This is a genomic window from Burkholderia sp. MSMB1835, assembly GCF_001526365.1.
Lineage (GTDB): Bacteria > Pseudomonadota > Gammaproteobacteria > Burkholderiales > Burkholderiaceae > Burkholderia.
In genome coordinates this window covers 262488-282316 of the sequence record NZ_LOYP01000004.1, presented here as the reverse complement: position 1 = coordinate 282316, position 19829 = coordinate 262488, and the positions used below count along the sequence as shown (strand labels likewise).

Annotated in this window: 21 protein-coding genes; 13 read left to right on the top strand and 8 right to left on the bottom strand. The window is 69.5% G+C overall.

From position 1 onward, the window contains the following. Positions 1-7: 7 nt before the first annotated feature. Genes WS96_RS02990 through WS96_RS02980 form a run of 3 tightly spaced genes read left to right on the top strand, consistent with a single transcriptional unit; the run spans position 8 to position 2487 of the window. The gene (locus WS96_RS02990; protein WP_059830530.1) at positions 8-529 is read left to right on the top strand and encodes a nuclear transport factor 2 family protein; all 522 of its coding nucleotides are present in this window, start codon (positions 8-10) and stop codon (positions 527-529) included. 31 nt (positions 530-560) lie between these two features. After that, a complete protein-coding gene (locus tag WS96_RS02985; protein WP_059830528.1) occupies positions 561-1685 on the top strand; it encodes an amidase in 1125 nt (374 codons plus the stop codon). Positions 1686-1743: 58 nt separating this feature from the next. Then, complete coding sequence (locus WS96_RS02980) at positions 1744-2487, top strand: SDR family NAD(P)-dependent oxidoreductase (RefSeq protein WP_059830527.1); 744 nt, start codon at positions 1744-1746, stop codon at positions 2485-2487. A gap of 12 nt (positions 2488-2499) precedes the next feature. On the opposite strand, the gene WS96_RS02975 is transcribed toward WS96_RS02980, so the two are convergent. Beyond that, entirely contained in the window at positions 2500-3132 is a 633-nt protein-coding gene (locus WS96_RS02975) for a response regulator transcription factor (RefSeq protein WP_034205443.1), read from the bottom strand. A gap of 357 nt (positions 3133-3489) precedes the next feature. Between WS96_RS02975 and hpaC the strand changes: the two genes are divergently transcribed. After that, positions 3490-4035: a 4-hydroxyphenylacetate 3-monooxygenase, reductase component gene (gene hpaC, locus WS96_RS02970; protein WP_059830525.1), complete on the top strand. Its 546-nt coding sequence runs from the start codon at positions 3490-3492 to the stop codon at positions 4033-4035. Between the two features lie 39 nt (positions 4036-4074). Here the strand turns inward: hpaC and WS96_RS02965 are convergent, their stop codons facing one another. Continuing rightward, positions 4075-5325, bottom strand: a complete 1251-nt coding sequence (locus WS96_RS02965; protein WP_059830523.1) for a YbfB/YjiJ family MFS transporter — start codon at positions 5323-5325, stop codon at positions 4075-4077. A gap of 122 nt (positions 5326-5447) precedes the next feature. Next, the gene (locus WS96_RS02960; protein ID WP_059830521.1) at positions 5448-5993 is read right to left on the bottom strand and encodes an RBBP9/YdeN family alpha/beta hydrolase; all 546 of its coding nucleotides are present in this window, start codon (positions 5991-5993) and stop codon (positions 5448-5450) included. Between the two features lie 115 nt (positions 5994-6108). Here WS96_RS02960 and WS96_RS02955 point away from each other — a divergent pair, with 115 nt between their 5' ends. The 3 genes from WS96_RS02955 to WS96_RS02945 all read left to right on the top strand — a co-directional run bounded on the left by WS96_RS02955 (position 6109) and on the right by WS96_RS02945 (position 8096). Continuing rightward, complete coding sequence (locus WS96_RS02955) at positions 6109-6564, top strand: Lrp/AsnC family transcriptional regulator (RefSeq protein ID WP_059830519.1); 456 nt, start codon at positions 6109-6111, stop codon at positions 6562-6564. A gap of 397 nt (positions 6565-6961) precedes the next feature. Then, positions 6962-7084, top strand: a complete 123-nt coding sequence (locus WS96_RS34315; protein ID WP_006752127.1) for a hypothetical protein — start codon at positions 6962-6964, stop codon at positions 7082-7084. A gap of 58 nt (positions 7085-7142) precedes the next feature. Further along, positions 7143-8096: a hypothetical protein gene (locus tag WS96_RS02945; RefSeq protein WP_059830517.1), complete on the top strand. Its 954-nt coding sequence runs from the start codon at positions 7143-7145 to the stop codon at positions 8094-8096. Positions 8097-8112: 16 nt separating this feature from the next. Here the strand turns inward: WS96_RS02945 and WS96_RS02940 are convergent, their stop codons facing one another. Then, a complete protein-coding gene (locus WS96_RS02940) occupies positions 8113-8622 on the bottom strand; it encodes a GNAT family N-acetyltransferase (RefSeq protein ID WP_059830515.1) in 510 nt (169 codons plus the stop codon). A 403-nt stretch (positions 8623-9025) separates the two neighbouring features. Between WS96_RS02940 and WS96_RS02935 the strand changes: the two genes are divergently transcribed. Continuing rightward, entirely contained in the window at positions 9026-9358 is a 333-nt protein-coding gene (locus tag WS96_RS02935; RefSeq protein ID WP_059830514.1) for a type II toxin-antitoxin system RelE/ParE family toxin, read from the top strand. Further along, positions 9355-9684: a helix-turn-helix domain-containing transcriptional regulator gene (locus WS96_RS02930; RefSeq protein ID WP_034205450.1), complete on the top strand. Its 330-nt coding sequence runs from the start codon at positions 9355-9357 to the stop codon at positions 9682-9684. Before WS96_RS02935 ends, WS96_RS02930 begins: the two co-directional genes overlap by 4 nt. Positions 9685-9709: 25 nt before the next feature. Here WS96_RS02930 and WS96_RS02925 read toward each other — a convergent pair whose 3' ends face one another. Both WS96_RS02925 and WS96_RS02920 read right to left on the bottom strand, forming a co-directional pair. Then, the gene (locus WS96_RS02925; RefSeq protein ID WP_059830512.1) at positions 9710-11728 is read right to left on the bottom strand and encodes an LssY C-terminal domain-containing protein; all 2019 of its coding nucleotides are present in this window, start codon (positions 11726-11728) and stop codon (positions 9710-9712) included. Between the two features lie 108 nt (positions 11729-11836). Continuing rightward, positions 11837-12289: a hypothetical protein gene (locus WS96_RS02920; RefSeq protein WP_059830510.1), complete on the bottom strand. Its 453-nt coding sequence runs from the start codon at positions 12287-12289 to the stop codon at positions 11837-11839. A 326-nt stretch (positions 12290-12615) separates the two neighbouring features. Here WS96_RS02920 and WS96_RS02915 point away from each other — a divergent pair, with 326 nt between their 5' ends. Both WS96_RS02915 and WS96_RS02910 read left to right on the top strand, forming a co-directional pair. After that, complete coding sequence (locus WS96_RS02915) at positions 12616-13263, top strand: response regulator (protein WP_059830508.1); 648 nt, start codon at positions 12616-12618, stop codon at positions 13261-13263. Further along, positions 13260-15047 (top strand): sensor histidine kinase, encoded by a 1788-nt coding sequence (locus tag WS96_RS02910; protein WP_059830506.1) that lies wholly within the window; start codon positions 13260-13262, stop codon positions 15045-15047. Before WS96_RS02915 ends, WS96_RS02910 begins: the two co-directional genes overlap by 4 nt. A 21-nt stretch (positions 15048-15068) precedes the next feature. Here WS96_RS02910 and WS96_RS02905 read toward each other — a convergent pair whose 3' ends face one another. Together WS96_RS02905 and WS96_RS02900 are read right to left on the bottom strand one after the other, a co-directional pair. Then, the gene (locus WS96_RS02905) at positions 15069-16379 is read right to left on the bottom strand and encodes an MFS transporter (RefSeq protein ID WP_059827948.1); all 1311 of its coding nucleotides are present in this window, start codon (positions 16377-16379) and stop codon (positions 15069-15071) included. Between the two features lie 112 nt (positions 16380-16491). Continuing rightward, positions 16492-17508 carry an ABC transporter substrate-binding protein gene (locus tag WS96_RS02900; protein ID WP_059830505.1) on the bottom strand — a complete coding sequence of 339 codons (1017 nt, stop codon included), beginning with the start codon at positions 17506-17508 and terminating at the stop codon, positions 16492-16494. A 237-nt stretch (positions 17509-17745) separates the two neighbouring features. Between WS96_RS02900 and WS96_RS02895 the strand changes: the two genes are divergently transcribed. Continuing rightward, positions 17746-18411, top strand: coding sequence for a response regulator transcription factor (locus WS96_RS02895; protein WP_059830503.1), 666 nt, complete (start codon positions 17746-17748; stop codon positions 18409-18411). Next, the gene (locus WS96_RS02890; protein WP_059830502.1) at positions 18398-19819 is read left to right on the top strand and encodes a sensor histidine kinase; all 1422 of its coding nucleotides are present in this window, start codon (positions 18398-18400) and stop codon (positions 19817-19819) included. Before WS96_RS02895 ends, WS96_RS02890 begins: the two co-directional genes overlap by 14 nt. Positions 19820-19829 lie beyond the last annotated feature (10 nt).

The window sequence follows — 19829 nt, the reverse complement described above, 5'->3', positions numbered from 1 at the left end:
GCGCGCGATGGCCGACTCGTCACCTGCCGCGATCGACGCGCTCGCACGGCGCGTCGCGGCGCTCGACGCCGAACGCGCGGTGCGTGCGACGCTCACGCGCTACATGGCGCTGTGCGACGTGCCCGAAGAGGCCGGCGCCGGCCCGTCGCTGGCCGAGCTGTTCACGGCCGACGCCGTGTGGGAAGGCGTCGGCACGCAGTACGCGCGGAAGTTCGGCCGCATCGAAGGCCCCGCCGCGATCGTCGCGATGCTCGGCCGCTATCTGCCGCCCGATCCGCATTTCGCGGCGAACCTGCACTTCCTGACGTCGGAGTCGATCGAAATCGGCGCCGGCCACGCAAGCGCGCGCGGCCGCTGGATCATGCTGCAGGCGTCGCGCTATGCGGACGGCTCGGCCGAACTGATCGCCGCGCGGCTGACCGTCGATTTCGCGCCGGCCGCCGACGGCGCCGCCTGGCTGATCCGCCATTTCCGCACCGAACGCGTGCTCGACGGCCCGTGGCCGCTCGCCGCCGCGCCACGGCCCTGATGTTTCCCGCTGCTTTCGCACGATACCGACCATGACAGGCTTCATCGACACTTTCACGCTCGGCGGCCCCGGCCCGACGATCGCGATCAAGGACACGATCGACATCGCCGGCCATCCGACCCGCGCGGCGAGCCGCGCGCTCGCCGATGCGCCGCCGGCCGGACGGCACGCGGACGTGGTCCGCCTGCTGCTCGACGCCGGCTGGCAGATCGCCGGCAAGGCGAACATGCACGAACTCGCGTTCGGCATGACCGGCATCAACGACTACACGGGCACGCCCGTCAATCCGCAGGACGCCACGCGCATTCCGGGCGGCTCGTCGAGCGGCTCCGCATCGCTCGTCGGGCTCGGCGTCGTCGACGCGGCACTCGGCACCGACACCGGCGGCTCGATTCGCGGGCCGGCCGCGTGCTGCGGCGTGGCCGGGCTGAAACCGACGTTCGGCCGCGTGTCGCGGCGCGGCGTCGCGCCCGCCGACACGACGCTCGATTGCGTCGGGCCGTTCGCCCGCGAGATCCGCACGCTCGTCGCGGCGATGGCCGCGATCGCGCCCGGCTTCGACCGTGCGCAGGCGGCGGCATGCGCAGCCGGCTGCACGGTCGCGCAAGTCGCCGTCGAAGCCGATCCGGCGATCGCCGCCGCGCTCGACGCGGCGGTTCGCGCGTCGGGCCTGCGCTCGCACACGATCGTGCTCGACGAAATGCCGGCCGCGTTCGCGGCGGGGCTCACCGTGATCAACGCGGAAACGTCGCGCGCGTTCGGCCATCTGGTCGAAACGGGCCGGCTCGGCGCCGATCTCGACGCGCGACTGCGCACGGCCGCGACGACGACACCGGCCGCGCTCGCGCAAGCCGAAGCCGTGCGCGCACGCTTCACCGCCCAGGTCGATGCCGCGCTCGAACACGCGGACGTGCTGGTGCTGCCGACGCTGCCCGCGTTGCCGATCACGCTGCAGCAGGCGCGCGACGGCGTATCGGTCATCGCGATGTCGTCGCTGATCCGGCCGTTCAACCTCAGCGGCCATCCGGCGCTCAGCCTGCCGCTGCCGCTCGCCGGTTCGCCGTTGAAAGCCGGCTTGCAGATCGTCGGACGCAAGGGCGCGGACGAACGGGTCTGCGCGATCGCGGCACACTTCGAAGCGGCACTGGCCGCATGAACCACGATACGGGCGCCGCTTTCGCCGACGTGCGCCCTCGAACCACGGGACCCACACCATGTCACACCGAGTCGTCCTCGTCACCGGCGCCGCACGCGGCCTCGGCGCCGTCATCGCCGAGCGCTTCCATGCGGCCGGCTATCGCGTCGCGCTGGCCGACATCGCCACCGACGCCATTCACGCGCATGCGCGCGAACTCGACCCGAGCGGCGAACGCGCGATCGCGTTGCCGCTCGACGTGACGTCGAAACGCGATTTCGAAGCGGCGCGCGATGCGCTCGTCGCGCGCTGGGGCATGGTCGACGTGCTCGTCAACAACGCGGGCGCATCGAAAGTCGTGCCGGCGATGGAAATCACCGCCGAGCAGTTCGACCAGGTGATCGACGTGAACCTGCGCAGCGTGCTGTTCGGCTGCCAGGTGTTCGGCCAGTACTTCGCGCAGCGCGGCGCGGGCCGCATCGTCAACATCGCGTCGCTCGCCGGGCAGAACGGCGGCTCGGCGACGGGCGCGCACTATGCGGCGGCGAAAGGCGGCACGCTGACGCTGACCAAGGTGTTCGCACGCGATCTCGCCGCGCACGGCGTCACCGTCAACGCGATCTCGCCGGGGCCGCTCGATCTGCCGATCGTGTACGAAAGCGTCGCGCCCGAAAAACTGCGCCAGGTGCTCGCGAGCCTGCCGGGCGGCAAGCTCGGGTCGGCCGGTTTCGTCGCGGATGCCGCCGTGCTGCTCGCGTCGGGCGACGCGCATTTCGCGAACGGCGCATGCTGGGACATCAACGGCGGGCTGTACATGCGCTGAACGCGCCGAACCTCATCGCGACGATTCCGCGTCGTCGCCCCACACGACCATCACGTCGCGCACCAGCGCGGCGATCGACGTCGCGCCGAGCTTCTCCTTGATGCTCGCGCGATGCACGTCGACGGTCTTCACGCTGATCGACAGATCCGAGGCGATCTGCTTGCTGCCCTTGCCGTCCACGACGCCGCGCAGCACTTCCTTCTCGCGCGCGGTCAGCGCATCGAGCCGCTGGCGCAGTTCGCGGTGGCGCTGGCTCACCGCGTGCCGCTGCTGCGCGAGCCGCAGCGCACGCTGCACGCGCTCGAGCATCTGCTGCGAGTTGTACGGCTTCTCGACGAAATCGATCGCCCCGTTCTGCAGCGCGCGCACCGACATCGGAATGTCGCCGTGCCCGCTGACGAAGATCACCGGCAGCGTCGCGCCGCGCGCATTCAGTTCGGCCTGCACGTCGAAGCCGCTTTTCTCGGGCATGCGCACGTCGAGCACGAGGCAGGCCGGCAGGTTCACGTCGAAGCGCGCGAGAAAGTCGGCAGCGTTCGCGAAGCCCTCGGACGCGATGCCGACCGATTCGAGCAACCACGCGAGCGACGTCCGCATGCCGCCGTCGTCGTCGACGATGTATACGATCGGTGCGGGTGACGTCATCGCGGGGGGTCTCGCTGAATATCGGTATCGGTATCGCACGCGCCGCACGCAAGGCCGGTGGCCGGCGTGTCGCGCGCGTCGTTCGCGTGGGGGATGTGCGGCACATCATAACGAGCCGAAAACCCGCTGAAAACCCCTGCACGTGCCGCACGAACGCGCCATCGCGGTTTTTTTCGCGCGCGGCGACGCGCAGCTAGGTAGAACCTTTAGACGCGTTGGCAGGAACGCCATCCCGATCGTCAATCGTGCGAATGGTCGGCCGCATTTTCGCGACGTACGCTTGGATCATCGTCGGCGATCCGTCGCTGCGCTCGCCGCGCTGCGCCGTTCGCCGCTTTCGTCCACTCAGGAGCGCCCATGTCTTCCACGACCGATATCCCGCGCCCGGCGCGCGTCGAACCGACCGACGCGCAGAAGGCCTTCCGCCAGGCGATGGCCCACCTCGGCGCGGCCGTCAACGTGATCACCACCGCGGGGCCGCACGGCCGCTGCGGGATCACCGCGAGCGCCGTGTGCTCCGTCACCGATGCGCCGCCGACGCTGCTCGTGTGCCTGAACCGGTCGAGTGCGATGCATGCGACCTTCGAGCGCAACCGTCAGGTCTGCATCAACGTGCTGCCGGCCGAGCACGAGCTGCTCGCGCGACACTTCGCGGGGCTCACCGACCTGCCGATGGAACAGCGCTTCGAGCTACCCGTGTGGGATCGCGGCGAACGGGGCGTGCCGGTGCTGCGCGATGCGCTCGCGAGCCTGCAGGGCACGATCGCGGAGATGAAGGAAGTCGGCTCGCATTCGGTGATGTTCATCGAGGCGACGTCGATCCGCGTGCGCGACGACGGCGACAGCCTCATCTACTTCAGCCGCGCGTTTCATCGCGTCTCGCGCACCGCTTGCGTGCGGTAACGATGCCGGCACGCGGCGCGGCATGCGCGTTCGAGCGGACTACGCGGACGCCCGCAATGCGCGCTGCCCGGCTGCCAGTGCAGCGCCCGCGAACAGCGTCAGCGCGGAATACACGAGCCCGCGCGCGAGCCCCGCACTGTCCGACACCCAGCCGATCGCGACCGGCCCCGCGATCTGCCCGAACGCGAAGACCGTCGTGAATGCGCTGATGCCCTTCGCCCAGCCGTCGGGCGGCAGGTTGTGCCGCACGAAGGCCGTCGTGGACGCAACCGCCGACAGGAACGTCGCGCCGAACAGCAAGCCCGACGCGAACGCGGCAGCCGGATGCACGAACAGCGCGGGCATCAGCGTCGCGACGCCGAGCAGCGCGTCGAGCACGGCGAGCGCCTGGCCGCCGCGCATCCGGTCGAGCAGCCCCGACCACAGCCGCGCCGACACGACGGTCGCGACGCCGAGCATCACGTAGAACGCGGCAACGACCGTGCCGCTCATCCCCGCGCCGCGCAGCAGCGCGACGATGAACGTCATGTAGCCGATATAGCCGACGCCGAACAGGCCGTAGCCGGCCAGCGCGAGTGCGAAGCGGGCGGGGCTCGCGGTCGCTGCCGGTTTCGCGCCGTCGGCCGGTGCGACCGGCGCCGCATGCACGCGCTCGATGCGACGCGCGGCCGACACGGCCACCGCCGAGAACAGCACGCACGCGACCGCGAGTGCGAACCATGCCGGCTGCCAGCCGTGTACGCGATGCACGAGCGTCGCCGGCACGAGCAGCGACGACGCGACGATGCCCCATCCGGTGCCGCCGTAATAGAGGCCGAGCAGCAGCCCTGCGTCGCGCGGCGCGGCGGATGCGAGCCGCGCGGCCAGCACGCCGCCGCTGATGAAGATCGACGCGCTGCCGATACCCGTCGCCAGCCGCTGCGCGAGCAGCGCGTGCATGTCCGACGTGAGCCCGCCCGCGGCCATCAGTACGGCGGTCAGCGCGCAACCGGCCGCGAGCAGCGTGCCCGCGCGCCAGCGCCGCGACAGCAGCGGAAAGGCCAGCGCACCGATCAGGTAGCCGGCCGCGTTCGCCGTGTTCAGCGCGCCGGCCTGCGCGAACGTCCAGCCGAGATCGGCCTTCATCGGCGGCAGCAGCAGCGCATACGAAAAGCGTGCGAGGCCGAGCGCGATCGCGCTGCCGAGCGACAGACGGATTGCGAGCCGCCACGCGGCCATACGGCCGGGATCGGTTGCGCCGGCGTCCGGCCGCGAGCGGCCGGCACGCTCCGGTTGCGGCACTGCGCGCATCGGGAGTGTCTCCATCGTTGTTCGATTCCGGGGCTTTCGCCGCCGTCGGTCGATCATACTTGAGCCGCCGTGAAACCGGCGCGCGCCGCCGGCAAAAACCCGCCAGCCGGCGCTGGCAGGCACTACCGCCCGGGTCCGGCCACGAACGCCGCGAGCAGCGCGCGCCCTTCGGGCCATCCGCCCAACCCCGACGCCGCGTTCAGATGGCCGCGTGCGCCAAGCAGAAGCGGCGTCGCGCCCCGTTCCGCGACCCATTCCAGCGCGCGCCCCGACGGATCGTACGGATCGTCCGTGCTCGCGATCGCCAGCACCGGCATGCGCCCGAACCGACCGCTCGGCAGGTTCGCGAACGCGGCGGCGGCAACCGGAAAGCGCGGCCCTGCCGGATCGGGCATGGCCACGAGAAACGCGCCGCGCACCGCGCGCGCCGACACCGCATGCCAATGCGCGAACAACAAGCAGCCCAGCGAATGACAAACCACGAGCGGGGCCGCCCCGGCGTTCGCGACGGCCTCGTCCAGCGCCGCTGTCCAGTCGGCCAGGTCGGGCACATCCCACGAAGCCGGCGCGATGCGCGCGGCGCCGGGAAACATCGCCTCCCAATGACTCTGCCAATGATCCGGTCCCGAATTGCCGATACCCGGCACGATCACGATCGCCTGATCCATCACGCCCTCCGTCAACGAAAAGCCCGAGTGTGACCACGCGCCGGCCGGCACGGAATGGCAAGTCATCGGTTATTGAGACAAAATGCCGATGAATCAACGGTACCGGAGGACCGTCATGCCGGACGAAGCACTGGATCGCCTGGATCTTGCGATCCTCGAAGCGCTGCAGGAGAACGCGCGAACACCGCTATCGGAAGTGGGCAGGCGCATCGGGCTGTCGCAGCCCGCGACCTCGGAGCGCGTCAAGCGGCTGGAAGAACGCGGCATCATCGCCGGCTACGGCGCACGGATCGATCCGGCGGCGCTGGGGTTGGGCATGATGGCCATCGTCCGGCTCAAAACGACTCACGCGCACATCAAGCCGGCGCTGCGCACGTTCGCCGAGATGCCGCATGTCATCGAAGTCCACCGCATGACCGGCGACGACTGCTTTCTGCTGAAGGTGCTGGTGCCGACACCGGGCCAGCTCGAAACCCTCATCGACGCGATTGCCCGCTTCGGCGCGGTCACGACTTCGTTGGTGCTGCGCTCCGAACCGACCAAGGCGATCGGAAAGGCGTTGCTGGGATGACGTGCGGATCGGCCGAGTGACACATGAATCGGCGGGCCGGTTCGAGCGCCAGGCGATCGCGCACGCGGTTTTCGCGAATGACATAAAGCGCATCAATCCAGGCAATTGAATTCAAATTAAAAATGACCGAATTGATTTCGTCGACCCGGATTTCTTCAAATAAAAAATGATGCGCGATCCGTCGCTCGTTTTATCCGGCTTTTCCAATATGTGAACCGCCATTGACTCGTGTTTAGCATGTCATGGCTAAAAACATTGCAACACATTGCATTCGCAAATTCACCAGACTAATATCGACGCCACTCGTCCGGCATTCACAAAATCCGGAACGAGGAGCGGCAATATTTTTGCCGCGCTTTCATGTTGAATCACTCATGTTCACCACAGGAGAATTGACATGCAGGAAACTCGGCAGATCGAATTGCTTGACTGGATGCAGGAAGACACGCACCCCGAGGCCGTCGACATGATGGTCGAGGACGCCGTGGTGCCGTTCGGCACCGCGCTCTGGCCGGTCTGAGCGGGCCACCCGTTCTCGCGGAAGGGCCGCGGCCCTTCCGCCGCTTCCGGAGATACGCATGCTGAACCTGCACCGCGCGCTCGGCTTTCATCCGGCGCTGCGCGACAAGCTGGCACGCGGCGAATCGGGAAAACTGCTGGTCGGCTACGACACCCGCAATCGCGACGTCGCGTTGCGCGCCTTTTCCGCCCTGCCCGACTCACTCGCCGCGACCACCCTCTGCCTCGAAAGCACCCCGCCCGCCGACATCGCCGCCGCGCTCGTCGACGCCGACCTGTTCGTGCTGCTGTACGACTCGTCGTGCCTGCCGACGCCATCGCCGAGCGGGCCGCCGTTCCTCGCCGCGATCCGCCCCGCGATCGTCGAGCACTGGAGCAAGTCGGTGTTGTTCAAGGATTACGGCCCGCATCTCGACGAGGCGTTCGCCGAATCGCTCGACGACATCGCCGCACGCAACGGCCGGCTGATCGAGGCCGCCGCACGCGCGTCGCAGATCCGCTTCGTCGACGAAGCCGGCAACGCGCTGACGGGCTCGCTCGCGCCCGACCGGAAATGGACGAGCGTGGACGGCATGGGCAACCTCGACGTCGTGCCCGGCGAGATCGCGACGCACGTGACCGACCTCAACGGCTCGGTCGTGTTCAGCGGCACGTTTCTCGGCACCGTGCCGTTCGCGATCAAGTACAAGGTGGCCGAGCGGCTCGCGACGCTGCATGTCGAACACAGCACGATCGTCGATTTCGACACCGACGATGCGGGCTTCCGGCGCGATTTCTCGACCTATCTCGACCGGCACGCGAATCACCGGCGCATCGAGGAATTCGGCATCGGCACGAACCTCGGCATACGCGGCCTGTACGGCCGCAACGCGGGGTTCGAGGAACGCCATCCGGGGCTGCATCTGGGGCTCGGCGGCGGCGAAAACGGCAGCCACCATCTCGACCTGATCTTCGCGCGCGGCACGCTCGCATTCGACGAACGGATCGTGTTCGACGGCGCGTTCGCCGTCTGACGCAGCGGCGGATTGCTCAGGCTTCGGCGGCCGCCGCGTCGCCGAGCCACTTGAACATCACGAAGCAGTCGACGAAGCCGAGCCGCGCGTGACGGTATGCGCGCGGCAGCCGGCCGACGATCTCGAATCCCAGCTTCTGCCACAGCGCGACCGCGACCTCGTTCGTCGCGACCACCGAATTGAACTGCATCGCGAGAAAACCACGCTCGCGCGCCACTTGCTGCGAGTGCTCGCACATCAGGCGCGCGACGCCGCGTCCGCGCGCGGCCTCGCTCACCATGTAGCCGCAGTTGCTCACGTGCTTGCCGGGGCCGGCCGCGTTCGCCTTCAGGTAATACGAGCCGAGCACCACGCCGTCCTCCTCGGCGACCCACGTGCAGAGCGGCGCGTCGAGCCACAGTGCGCGCGCCGCTTCCGGCGTCGGGTCGGGATCGAATGCATAGGTTTCCTGAGCAATGACGATGGCGCGATAGGTCGGCCAGAAGCGCGCGAAATCGTCGTCGGTCATCGGGCGGATCGTGATCATGCGGGGGCTCTCGTGACGGTGATGTAGACAGGCAAGACGGGCAAACGAGCGATCGTACCGCGATTCGTCGCGGGTCGCCTGCTTGCCACGCCGCGCGGCGTCGCGCCGCGACACGCGCCCGGCGGCACGCCGCGTCAACGCGTGGACGCCTGCGAGAAGCTGGACGGATCGCCCAAGCCGAGCCGCTCGGCCACGGCGCGCGCCCCTTCATCGCCCCATCGATACCGGCCGTTTGGCCGAATCGTCACGCGCGATACCGGATGAAAGAATGATCGTCGGCCGGGAAGCGAGCGCCATGCGCTGACATCCCGAGCCATGGCGACGCCGCATGCGCGTCGGCCACCGAGCCATTGCGATGCGAACCGTCTCGCTCCATTTACTTCTTTGTAGTTTATAAGTTACAATGCCCTCCAGGTTCGAACTGCTTCGCTATCAGCGCGACGACGGTCGCGAGCCTTTCACCGAATGGCTGAACGCCGTGCGCGACAAGCTCGCGCAGGCACGAATCCGCGAGCGCCTGCGCCGTGTGCAGGCCGGCAATTTCGGCGACTGCGAGCCGGTCGGCGAAGGCGTGATCGAACTGCGCGTCCATGTCGGCGCCGGCTACCGCGTGTATTTCGGTCGGCACGGCGGCGCCTTGGTGTTGCTGCTGTCCGGCGGCGACAAGGCCGGTCAGTCCGACGACATCAGGCGCGCGAAGGAACACTGGTCGAACTGGAAACGGAGGCAAACATGAACAAGCTCAAAGGCGCGGTATCGCACCACGACGCGGAAGTCGCCGAACTCGGCGCCGATCGCGAGCTCGCGGTCGCCTATCTGCGCGTCGCGATGGAATCGCTCGACGATCCGGAGAACCGCGCGGCCGGCCTGCTCGCGCTGCGCACGGTCGCGGAAGCGTACGGCGGGCTCGGCGCCGTCGCGGCCGAGGCCGGCATCAGCCGCGAATCGCTGTATCGCACGCTGTCCCCGAGCGGCAACCCGACGCTGAAAACCCTGCTCGCGGTGCTCAAGACCGTCGGCCTGCGCCTGTCCGTCGTGCCCGCGCAGCCGTCGCACGCGTAAGACGCGTACGTCACGCCCTGCCCATTCACGGCGTCACCATCCAGACCAGCAACATCTCGTCCGGCCCGGCCGTCGTCCCCGCCGGCCGATGTGCGATCGTCGGCTCGACCGCCAGCGCGTGCGCCATCGCCGCCGCATCGTCGATCGTCGTCGTGTGCACGAGCGTCATCAGCCGCGCCGGCCGGCGCAGCGTTTCGCGATACAGCGCGCCGTACCACAGCGGCCGCATGCCGAGCGCATCCTGCAACACGTACGGATAACGCCACAGCCGCAGCACGAAGCGGCTTTCCGGGTGGGCCGGATCGACGCGAACGAACACGCGCCGCGTGCTTTCGCCATGCGTGTAGCGCGGCAGCACGGGCAGCGTGTCGACGGGCGCCTGCGGCGCCAGCCAGCGCAGCGCGGTGGCCGGCGACCATGGCGTCGCGCGCTGCCAGCCGGCCTGCGCGAGATGACGGACGAGCGTGTCCGACGTCGCGCTCCATTGCAGCGGCAGATATTCCTCGCGGTCGCCGCCGATCTCGGTGCGCCGCGTCGGCACGCGCTGCCACCCGCCGCGCAGCCACTGGTCGACGGTCATCGCGACCACATCGCCGACATGCGGACGCGCCGCGCGATCGCGCTGCCATTGCGCGGGCACCGTCCATACGCCGGCCGTCGCGAGCACGACGACGACCGCGACGAGCGCGCCGCGCGGCTGCACGTACTCGCGCACGCGCCAGTACGCATAGGCGCCGGCGAGCAACGCGAACCACGCGAGCCCGAGGCTCCATCCGCCCAGCAGGCCCGACAGCCAGGTATCGCCGACGTACAGCCGCGCGAAGCCGCCGAGCACGATCCACAGCACGACCGCCGTCACGACCGGAATGCGCCACAGCGCGGGCCGGTCGCGCGTGAGCAGCCAGCCGAGGCCGCTGCTCGCGAGGATCGCGAAGGCGGCGTCGGCATCGGGCAGCGGCACGTGCAGCGCACCGGGCGGCAGGCTCGCGGGCGTCGCGCCGGGCACGCCCGCGCCGAACGCCGGCACGAGCACGACGGCGACGCCGACCGTCGCGAGCCACCATGCGGCCGTCAGCCAGCAGCGATGGATCATCAGCCAGACGAGCAACGCGGCCGCGACGATCAGCCCCGTGTCGTGCCCATGCAGGATGGCGAGCGCGCTCATCGCGGCGTCCGCGGGCGGCGTGCGCAGGTTCTGCAGGAACGCATACAGCGCGATGTCCGCATGCATCAGCGGATCGTTCGCGACGACGTCCTGCACGATCCCCGCGAACAGCCACACGCAGCCGATGAACAACAGCGCGAGCACGGGCACCGCGCCCGGCAACCCGCGCAGGTACGCGATGCCGTCGTGCAGCCGCGCGCCGAACCGCGGCCAGCGGCGCACGCATGCATGCACGGCTTCGGCGAGCGCGCGGCGCAACAACGGCCAGCCGCGCCGCAGCGCGACGCGCACGCCGATCCATACGAGCGCGACCAGCGCGGCCACGACCAGCAGGATCGCGGCGACCCGCACGCTGATCGCCGCGGCGAGCGCGGCCGACGCGCCGAACAGGATGCCGGGTGCGATGTGGAGAGGCGCCCATACGAGCGCCGAGATCACGTTGACCGGATAGAACGACCGGCGCGGCAGCGTCGCGCAGCCGACGACGACCGGCACGACCGCACGCACCGGCGCGAGAAAGCGCGCGAGCACGATGCTCTTCATCCCGTGACGCAGCACGAACTCCTCGCCGCGCGCATAGGCGCTCGCATAGCCGAAGCGCGTCCACGCGTTGCGGATCATCCCGCGGTAACGCCGGCCGAGTTCGTAGCTGATCCCGTCGCCGATCACCGCGCCGACGGCCGCGACGCCGATCGTCGCCCATGCGTCGAGCGCGCCCGCGCCGATCAACGCACCGGCCGCGAACATCACGGCGCCGGCCGGCACGATCGTGCCGATCAGCGCGATCGCCTCGGCGCAGGCGGCCACGAACACGATCGCCAGCACGAGCAGCGGATGCGCGCCGATCGCGCCGATCCACGCGTGGATCGTGTCGCTCATCGCACACTCCCGGACGGGGCGGCCCGGCGCGCGAACGGCGGGCCGGCAGGGGGATCGGATACGTTCATCGCGACATGCGCACGCTCGCGCCGGTGGCGGGGTCAGGGATCAATCGAACTCGTGTTGCCGCGCGTCGGCCTCGAGCGGTGCGTCGCGGTAGCCGACCGTCGCGATCTCGTGCAGATAGCGCGCAAGAAACGCGCCGATCGAGCCGGCGGCCTCGTATTGATGCACGTGCCGGAATTCGTGCGTCAGCAGGCGGCGTGTGTCCTGCCCGCGCAGCACGTACACCGCGTGACCGAGCGTGAGGCCGATCGTCCCCGGCGACAGCAGCCCCGTGTCGCGGGCGATCGCAGCGAGCGTCGGCGTGTCGGGAAACGGCATGCGGTCGACCGCCACCACGCGGATCCGGTCCGCTTGCACGACGCCCACCGTGCGCGCGTCGTCGGCTTGCGCCGGCGTCAGCGGCGCCCCCAGCGCGAGCCCGCGCGCCGCCTCCGCTTCGGCCCACGCGACGGCGGCGGGCAATGCGGACGGCAGGATATCGGCAAGGTCGATCATTGCAGGGGCTCCTCGGTTCGCGCGGGTGGCATCGGGCACCAGTTTAGTCCCGAATCGGAACGGTTCGCGGGGTGGTTCCGGCGCTGCCGCGCGGGCCCGAGCCGGCGGCAACGACCACCGGGAATACCCTGATTCGCATGGGCTGCGCACGGTATGCTTTCCCGTGAATTATTTCGCCGCGGTGCACAGTCCGCGATCAACCCTCCCGAAAATTTCGCGAACGCGTACCGTTTTCGGGTCCGGGGGCATATATTGATCAGAAGAACGGCCGCGGCGACAACCCGGACAGCAATTCGCGGCGTCATCCCGAAGAGGATCGCTGGAAGATGATCAGGGTAATTCTGGCTGACGATCACGCAGTCATGCGGGACGGGCTGCGTCACATCCTGGAGCGGGCCGGCGGTTTCGAGATCGTCGGCGAGGCAAGCGACGGCGCGGGCACGCTCGCGCTGGCCGAGCGCGCCGCCGCCGACGTGCTGCTGCTCGACCTGTCGATGCCCGCACCGACCGGCATCGAGCTGATCCGGCTGGTCAGGCGCCATGCGCCGTCGCTGCGCACGCTGGTGTTGACGATGCACGCGGAAACCCAGTACGCGGCACGCGCATTCAAGGCCGGCGCCACCGGCTACCTGACGAAAGACAGTGCGACCGCCGAGCTCGTCGAGGCCGTCGGCAAGGTGGCGGCGGGCGGCGTCTACGTGAGCCCGTCCGCAGCCGAAAGCCTCGCTCACACGCTGCACGAGCCGGCTCAGGCGCTGCCGCACGAGCGACTGTCCGCGCGCGAGCTCGACGTGATGCACCGTATCGTCGCGGGCCGGACCGTCACGCAGATCGCGTCCGAACTCGCGCTGAGCGCGAAGACGGTCAGCACGTACAAGACGCGGATTCTCGAGAAGATGGCGCTGCCGCACGAAGCCGCGCTGATCCGCTACGCGGTGCGCCACGATCTCGACTTCGACGCCGACGACGCATGACGGCCACCTTCCGCTTCCCGCCCGCACCGCCGCCGCCGGACGACGACGATCCGGACACCTCACGCCTGTTCATGTCGTCGCTGCCGCCGGGCCGGCGCGAGCGGCGGCTCGCGCTCGCGACGGTACTCGTCTCGGCCGTGATCTTCGCCGCGCTCGCGCCGTTCGCGGCCCTGCCGCTCGCGCCGGGCGGCGCGTTCATTCCCGTGTACCAGTCGGCGATCGTCGTCAACGACATGGTGACGGCCGGCCTGCTGCTCGGCCAGTACGCGATCCTGCGCGAGAAGCCGCTGCTCGTGCTGGCGGGCGGCTACCTGTTCACGGCGTTCATGGCCGGCACGCACATGCTGACCTTCCCCGGCCTGTTCGCGCCGACCGGCCTGCTCGGCGCCGGCGAACAGACCACCGCCTGGCTGTACCTGTTCTGGCATGGCGGCTTTCCGCTGTCGGTCGCCGCGTACGCGCTGCTGCGCGCGACGCCGCGCGGGCGCCCGGCCCCGGCCCCGCAGCGGCGCGCGGCGATTCCGGTCGTCCTCTGCATCGCGGCCGCGGTCGGCGCGACCGTCGCGCTCGCGCTGTTCGCGACCGCCGGCCACGACCTGCTGCCGCGCATCATGAGCGGCAACCGGATGACCGCGACGATGACGAACGCGATCACGGTCGTCTGGGGGCTGAACCTCGTCGCGCTGATGCTGATGTGGCGGCAGCGGCGCCGCCATTCGGTGCTCGACCTGTGGGTGATGACGGTGCTCGTCGCGTGGCTGTTCGACATCGCGCTGTCGTCGATGCTGAATCACGGCCGCTTCGACCTCGGCTTCTATGCGGGGCGCGCGTACGGTCTCGTCGCGTCGGGCGTCGTGCTGTTCGCGATGCTGTTCGAGAACGGCCGGCTGCATGCGCAAACGGTGCGCGCGCTGGCCGGCGCGCGCTACCAGCATCTGCTCGTCGCGCAGAAAAGCGCGCAGTTGAACGATGCGAACGAACGGCTCGAACAGCGCGTCGCCGCGCGCACCGCGCAACTAAGCGCGTCGAACCGCGACCTGCGGCGCGAAGTCGAGGAGCGCGTGCGCGCGGAACGGGCGCTACAGGCGTCGCGCGAGGAACTGCGCGAGATCGCCGCGATCAGCGCCAGCGCGCGCGAAGCCGAGCAGCGCCGCATCGCACGCGAACTGCACGACGAACTGGCGCAGACGCTCGCGACGCTGAAGAACGATCTCGAATGGCTGATCGACCGCGTGCCGCAGGACGACGCATCGCTCGCGCGCAAGATCGCGGCAATGCATGCGCTTGCGCGCGGCGCGGTGGCCGCGACGCGCCGCATCGCGTCGGACCTGCGCCCGCTGATGCTCGACGATCTCGGCTTCGCGGCGGCGATGCAATGGCTCGTGGAGGATTTCCGGCACCGTCACGGGATTGCCTGTTCGCTGCACGTCGAGCCGCCCGAACTGCAACTCGACGAGCCGTACGCGACGGCCGTGTTCCGCATCGCGCAAGAAGCGCTCGCGAACGTCGCCCGGCACGCGGCCGCGTCGCACGCGAGCGTCGAACTCGTGTCCGCCAGCGAAGCGATCGCGCTGACGATACGCGACGACGGCGCGGGATTCGATCCCGCGGTGCCGCGCAAGTCGGGTTCGTTCGGGCTGGTGGGGCTGCGCGAGCGTGCGTACCTGGTCGGCGGCACACTGCGGATCGCGACGACGCTCGGCGAAGGCACGACGGTCGAGGTCGAGATTCCGCTGTCGCCGGCGCCGGTCGGGCATGGCGAGCTCGGGGCTTCGCTGCGGTAGCTGCGACAGCGACGCCCCCCATCACGCCCGCGCCGCCACCATCCCCCGCTCCGAGCGCGTCCACGCGACCAGCGCGCCGATGCCGAGCAGCGCGAGGCACACGATCGGCACGATCATCGGCCCGAACGCGGTGCCCGTCATCTTGCCCGCGAACGGCATCAGGTTCTGGCTGAAGAAGCCGCCGAGGTTGCCGATCGAGTTGATCGCCGCGACGCTCGCGGCCGCGCGCGCGCCGGTGAAATAGCGCGGCGGCATCGACCAGAAGCACGGATACAGCAGCGGAATGCACGCGCCGCCGAGCACGAGCGCGACGAAGCGCAGCGGCGTCGACGGCAGCACGAGGCTCAGCAGGAAGCCGAGCGCGCCCAGCGCCGCGACGATCGCGATCGTACGCAGGATGCTCTTCGCGCGACGCAGCTTCGCCGGCAGCCACAGCAGCAGCACCACCGCGAGCGCCCACGGCAGCATGCTCAGGAACCCGTTCGTCGTGCTCGACACGCCGAACGATTTCACGAGCGTCGGCAGCCAGTACGTGACGCCGTACAGCGACGTCGACATCAGCATGTAGGTCGCCGCGAACAGCATCACGCGCGGATCGAGCAGCGCCTTCCACGGCTGGCCGTGCTCGGCCTGCGCCGGCTTCTCGCGCTCCAGCGCGGCCGCGACGATCTGCTTCTCGCGCTCGTCGAGGAACGGCGCTTCGCGGAACGACGCGGGCAGCACGCGAAACACGACGATCGCGACGATCACCGCCGGAATGCCCGTCGCGACGAACACCCACTGCCACCCCGCCAGCCCCCACACGCCGTTCAGGCTCAGCAGCACGCCGCCGACCAGCGAGCCGAGCATGTTCGCGAGCGCGCTGCCGAGCGTGAAGATGCCGAGCACCTTCGCGCGGTAGCTCTGCGGAAACCACAGCGTCAGGTAATAGATCACGCCCGGGTAGAAGCCGGCCTCGGCGATGCCGAGCAGGAAGCGCAGCGAGCAGAACACGGGCATCGACGTCGTGAAGCCCATCAGCACCGTGATGAGCCCCCACGTCAGCATGATCCGCGCGAGCCACACGCGTGCGCCGTAGCGATGCAGCGCGAGCGTGCTCGGCACCTCGAACAGCAGGTAGCCGATGAAGAACAGCGACGACGCGAGCCCGAACGCGGCTTCCGTCATGCCGAGGCTGTGCACCATCTGCAGTTTCGCGAAACCGACGTTCTGCCGGTCGATGAATGCGATCAGGAACATCACGACGAGGATGGGCATCAGGCGCCGCGCCATCTTCGACATGATGCGCCGTTCTTCGGCGGACGCGGGGTCCAGGGTATCGGTAGCGTTCACTTCAGGCTCCTTGCGTGAATCGGTTGCATATCGGTTGAAACGGCGCCGCGCGCGACGAACGCGCCGGCGTCGGGTGGTTCGACGAATGGAATCGGATCGCGGCGGACGCGGCTCAACCCGACCGGTAGTCGTCGAGCATCGGCGCGAACATCTCGTGCCACGCGCGCGGCTTCGCCTTGATCGTGCCGGCCAGATACAGGAATTCGACGTAGTCCATCAGCTGGTTCGGCAGCACCGAGAAACGCGTGTCGGGCGCGGCGAGCATCCGCATCACGTCGTCGTGCGACACGCCGACGCCCGACGACGCCGCGTAGAGCGCGGCCGCCGCGCGCGGATCCTGCGCGATCAGGCGGTTCGCTTCGTCGAGCGCGCCGAGAAACGCGACGGCCAGCGCAGGCTGCGTATCGACGAGCCGCTTCGGCGCGAACACGACGTCGAGCGTCAGCGGGCCGAGCACGTCGACCGAACTCACGACGCGATGGATGCCCGGCTGCCGCAATTCGAGCGTCGAGAACGGCGGCGACGTGAAATGCGCGGTCACGCCGTTCTCGCGGCGGATCAGCGCCTGCATCGCCTGCGGATGCGGCAGGTTCACGGTGATCGAATCGAGCTGCGCGAAATGCCTGGCGCCGAGCTGCCGGCTCGCGACCATCTGCAGCACGACCGCCGACAGCGACGTGCGGATGCCCGGCACCGCGATCCGGTCGGACGGCGTGAACTCGCGCAGCGACACGAGGCCCGGCCGGTTCGCGTTCAGCGACAGCGACGTGGTCGACAGCCCGCTGATGCCGATCACCTCGACGTTCGGAATGCCGCGCGCCCGCGCCCACAGTTCGATGAACCCCGGCGCGCCGGCGCCCGCGAAATCAAGCGTGCCGGCCATCATCGCGTCGTTGACGGAATTGCCGCCGTCGAGCAGCACCCATTCGACCGCGACGTCGCGCACGCCGTGGCGCGCCGCATGCCGCTCGAACAGCCGCTGCTTCTCCATCACGAGCAGCGGCAGGTACAGCACGCCATAGCCTTTCGAGATCCGCACCGTGCGCGGCGTCGCGCGCACCCGAGCCGGCGCGGCGAGCACGCCGAGCCCGGCGGCGATCAGTGCGCGGCGGCGCGGCGACATCGTCATGCGCACGCCGCCGTGCGGCGGGCGGCCAGCGGCCACGCGCAGGCCGGCGTGGCGCCGCGGCGCGCGTTCGTCGTGCCCGTGACATGCTGCATGTTGCCGTCTCCTTGAATATTTCTGGTATTAATGCCGTCCTTGCATCCTGCTTCCGGCTCGACACAGGTTATCGACCGAGTCTGAGAAAATGCTGACATCCCGGCCCCGGGAAAACCCCTAATCCACCTACCTGCAAACGGCACCATGCGCATTCTCGTCGTGGAGGACGATGCGGAAATCGGCGCGGCGATCCGCAGCCGCCTGGCCCGGCTCGGCCACGCCGTCGATCTCGAAACCGACGGCGCGACCGCGCACGGGCTGCTGCGCGTCGAGCGCTTCGATCTCGTCGTGCTCGATGCGAACCTGCCCGGCATGGACGGCTTCACCGTGCTGCGCAACCTGCGCGCGTCGGGCAGCACGACGCCCGTGCTGCTCGTCACCGCCCGCTCGGCGATCGACGACCGCGTGAGCGGCCTCGGCCTCGGCGCCGACGACTACCTCGTGAAGCCGTTCGACTATCGCGAACTCGACGCGCGCGTGCAGGCGCTCCTGCGCCGCAACAGCGGTCACGCGAACGACGTGCTGACGCTCGGCGGCCTCGCGATCGACCGCAGCAGCCGCCTCGCGGAACTCGACGGCCGGCCGCTATCGCTGTCGCGCCAGGAATTCGCGCTGCTCGAAATCCTCGCGAGCCGCCCGCAACGCATCTTCTCGAAGGAAGAACTGCTGAATCAGTTGTTCAGCTTCGGCAACGAGCCGACCGCGAACGCGGTCGAGCAATACGTGACGCGCGTGCGCCGGAAGCTGCAGGGCAGCTCCGTCGAGATCCGCACCGCGCGCGGAATGGGGTATCAGATTGCCGCGCACTGACTGGTTCCCGAAGACGCTGTTCGGGCGCACGCTGCTGTTCATCGCGCTCGTCGTCGCGACCGGCGCGCTCGCGCTCGCGGCAATCGCGCGCTACTACGCGGGCGTCGCGGCCGAACGCGCGTACGACCAGTTGCTGGCGGGCGCGTCGATCCAGGTCGCGGAAAACCTCTACGTACAAGGCGGCGTGCTCGCGCTGAATCCGCCGGTCGCCGCGCTGTCGACGCTGTCGCGCTACGACCTCGTCTACTACAAGGTCGTCGATTCGCGCGGCGTGGTCGTGGCCGGCTACAACGATCTCGCGAGCCCCGCGACGCTCGCCGCCGCGAAGCAGGGCCCCGCGTTCGCGAATGCCGTCTACCAGGGGCACCCGATCCGCACCGCGACGATCGCGCGCTACATGCCCGAGGAAAGCACGCCGGGCTGGGCGCTCGTGACGGTTGCGCAGACAACCAACGCGCGCCAGCAGCTGACGAACGACATGAGCATCAAGGTGTGGACGCTGATCCTGCTGATGAGCGTGCTCGCGATCGGCGCGAGCGGCCTCGCGATCCGGCGCGGCCTGCGTCCGCTCGCGCGGATCGGTACGATCATCGCCGCGCGCGACCCGGCCGACCTGCGGCCCGTGGCCGTCGATACGCCGAGCGAGATCGACGCGATCATCGGGTCGATCAACGGGCTGATGCGGCGGCTCGCCGAGCGGATCAACGCGATGCAGCGCTTCATCGCCGACGCCGCCCACCAGATGCGCACGCCGCTCGCGCGGCTCGACGCGCAGATCGAGCTGCTCGACGGCGAGGCCGATCCCGCGCGCCGCGCGGCGCGGCTCGATGCGCTGCGCGCGACCTGTTCGGACGTCGGCCGGCTCACCGGTCAGTTGCTCAATCATGCGATGGTGATTCATCGCACCGAGGCCGTGCCGCTGCAACCCGTCGAACTCGTCGCGCTCGCGAAAGAGGTGCTGGGCCGCACGATTCCGCTCGCCGGCGAGCGCGACGTGGCCGTTGCGTTCGCGAGCGACGCGCCGCATGCATGGATCGACGGCGATGCGATCAGTCTTCAGGAAGCGCTGTCGAACGTGCTGCACAACGCGCTGCTGCACGGCCACGCGGACGACATCGTCGTGTCGGTCGCAACCCAAGGCAACGCGGATCGGGCGGTGACGCTGACCGTCACCGACAACGGGCGCGGGATGCCGCGCGAGCACTGGGACGCGGCCTTGCAACCGTTCGTTCGGATCGCGCCGGACGGCAGCGAGCGGCGCACGGGGTCGGGGCTCGGGCTCGCGATCGTGCAGGAAGTGATGAAGGCGCATGGCGGGCGCGTCGGGTTCGCGTTTCCCGATGCGGGCGGATTTGCGGTGGTGTTGACGTTTCCGCGGCCGGCGACGCCGCACGCGAATCACGCGTAAAACAAAGGCC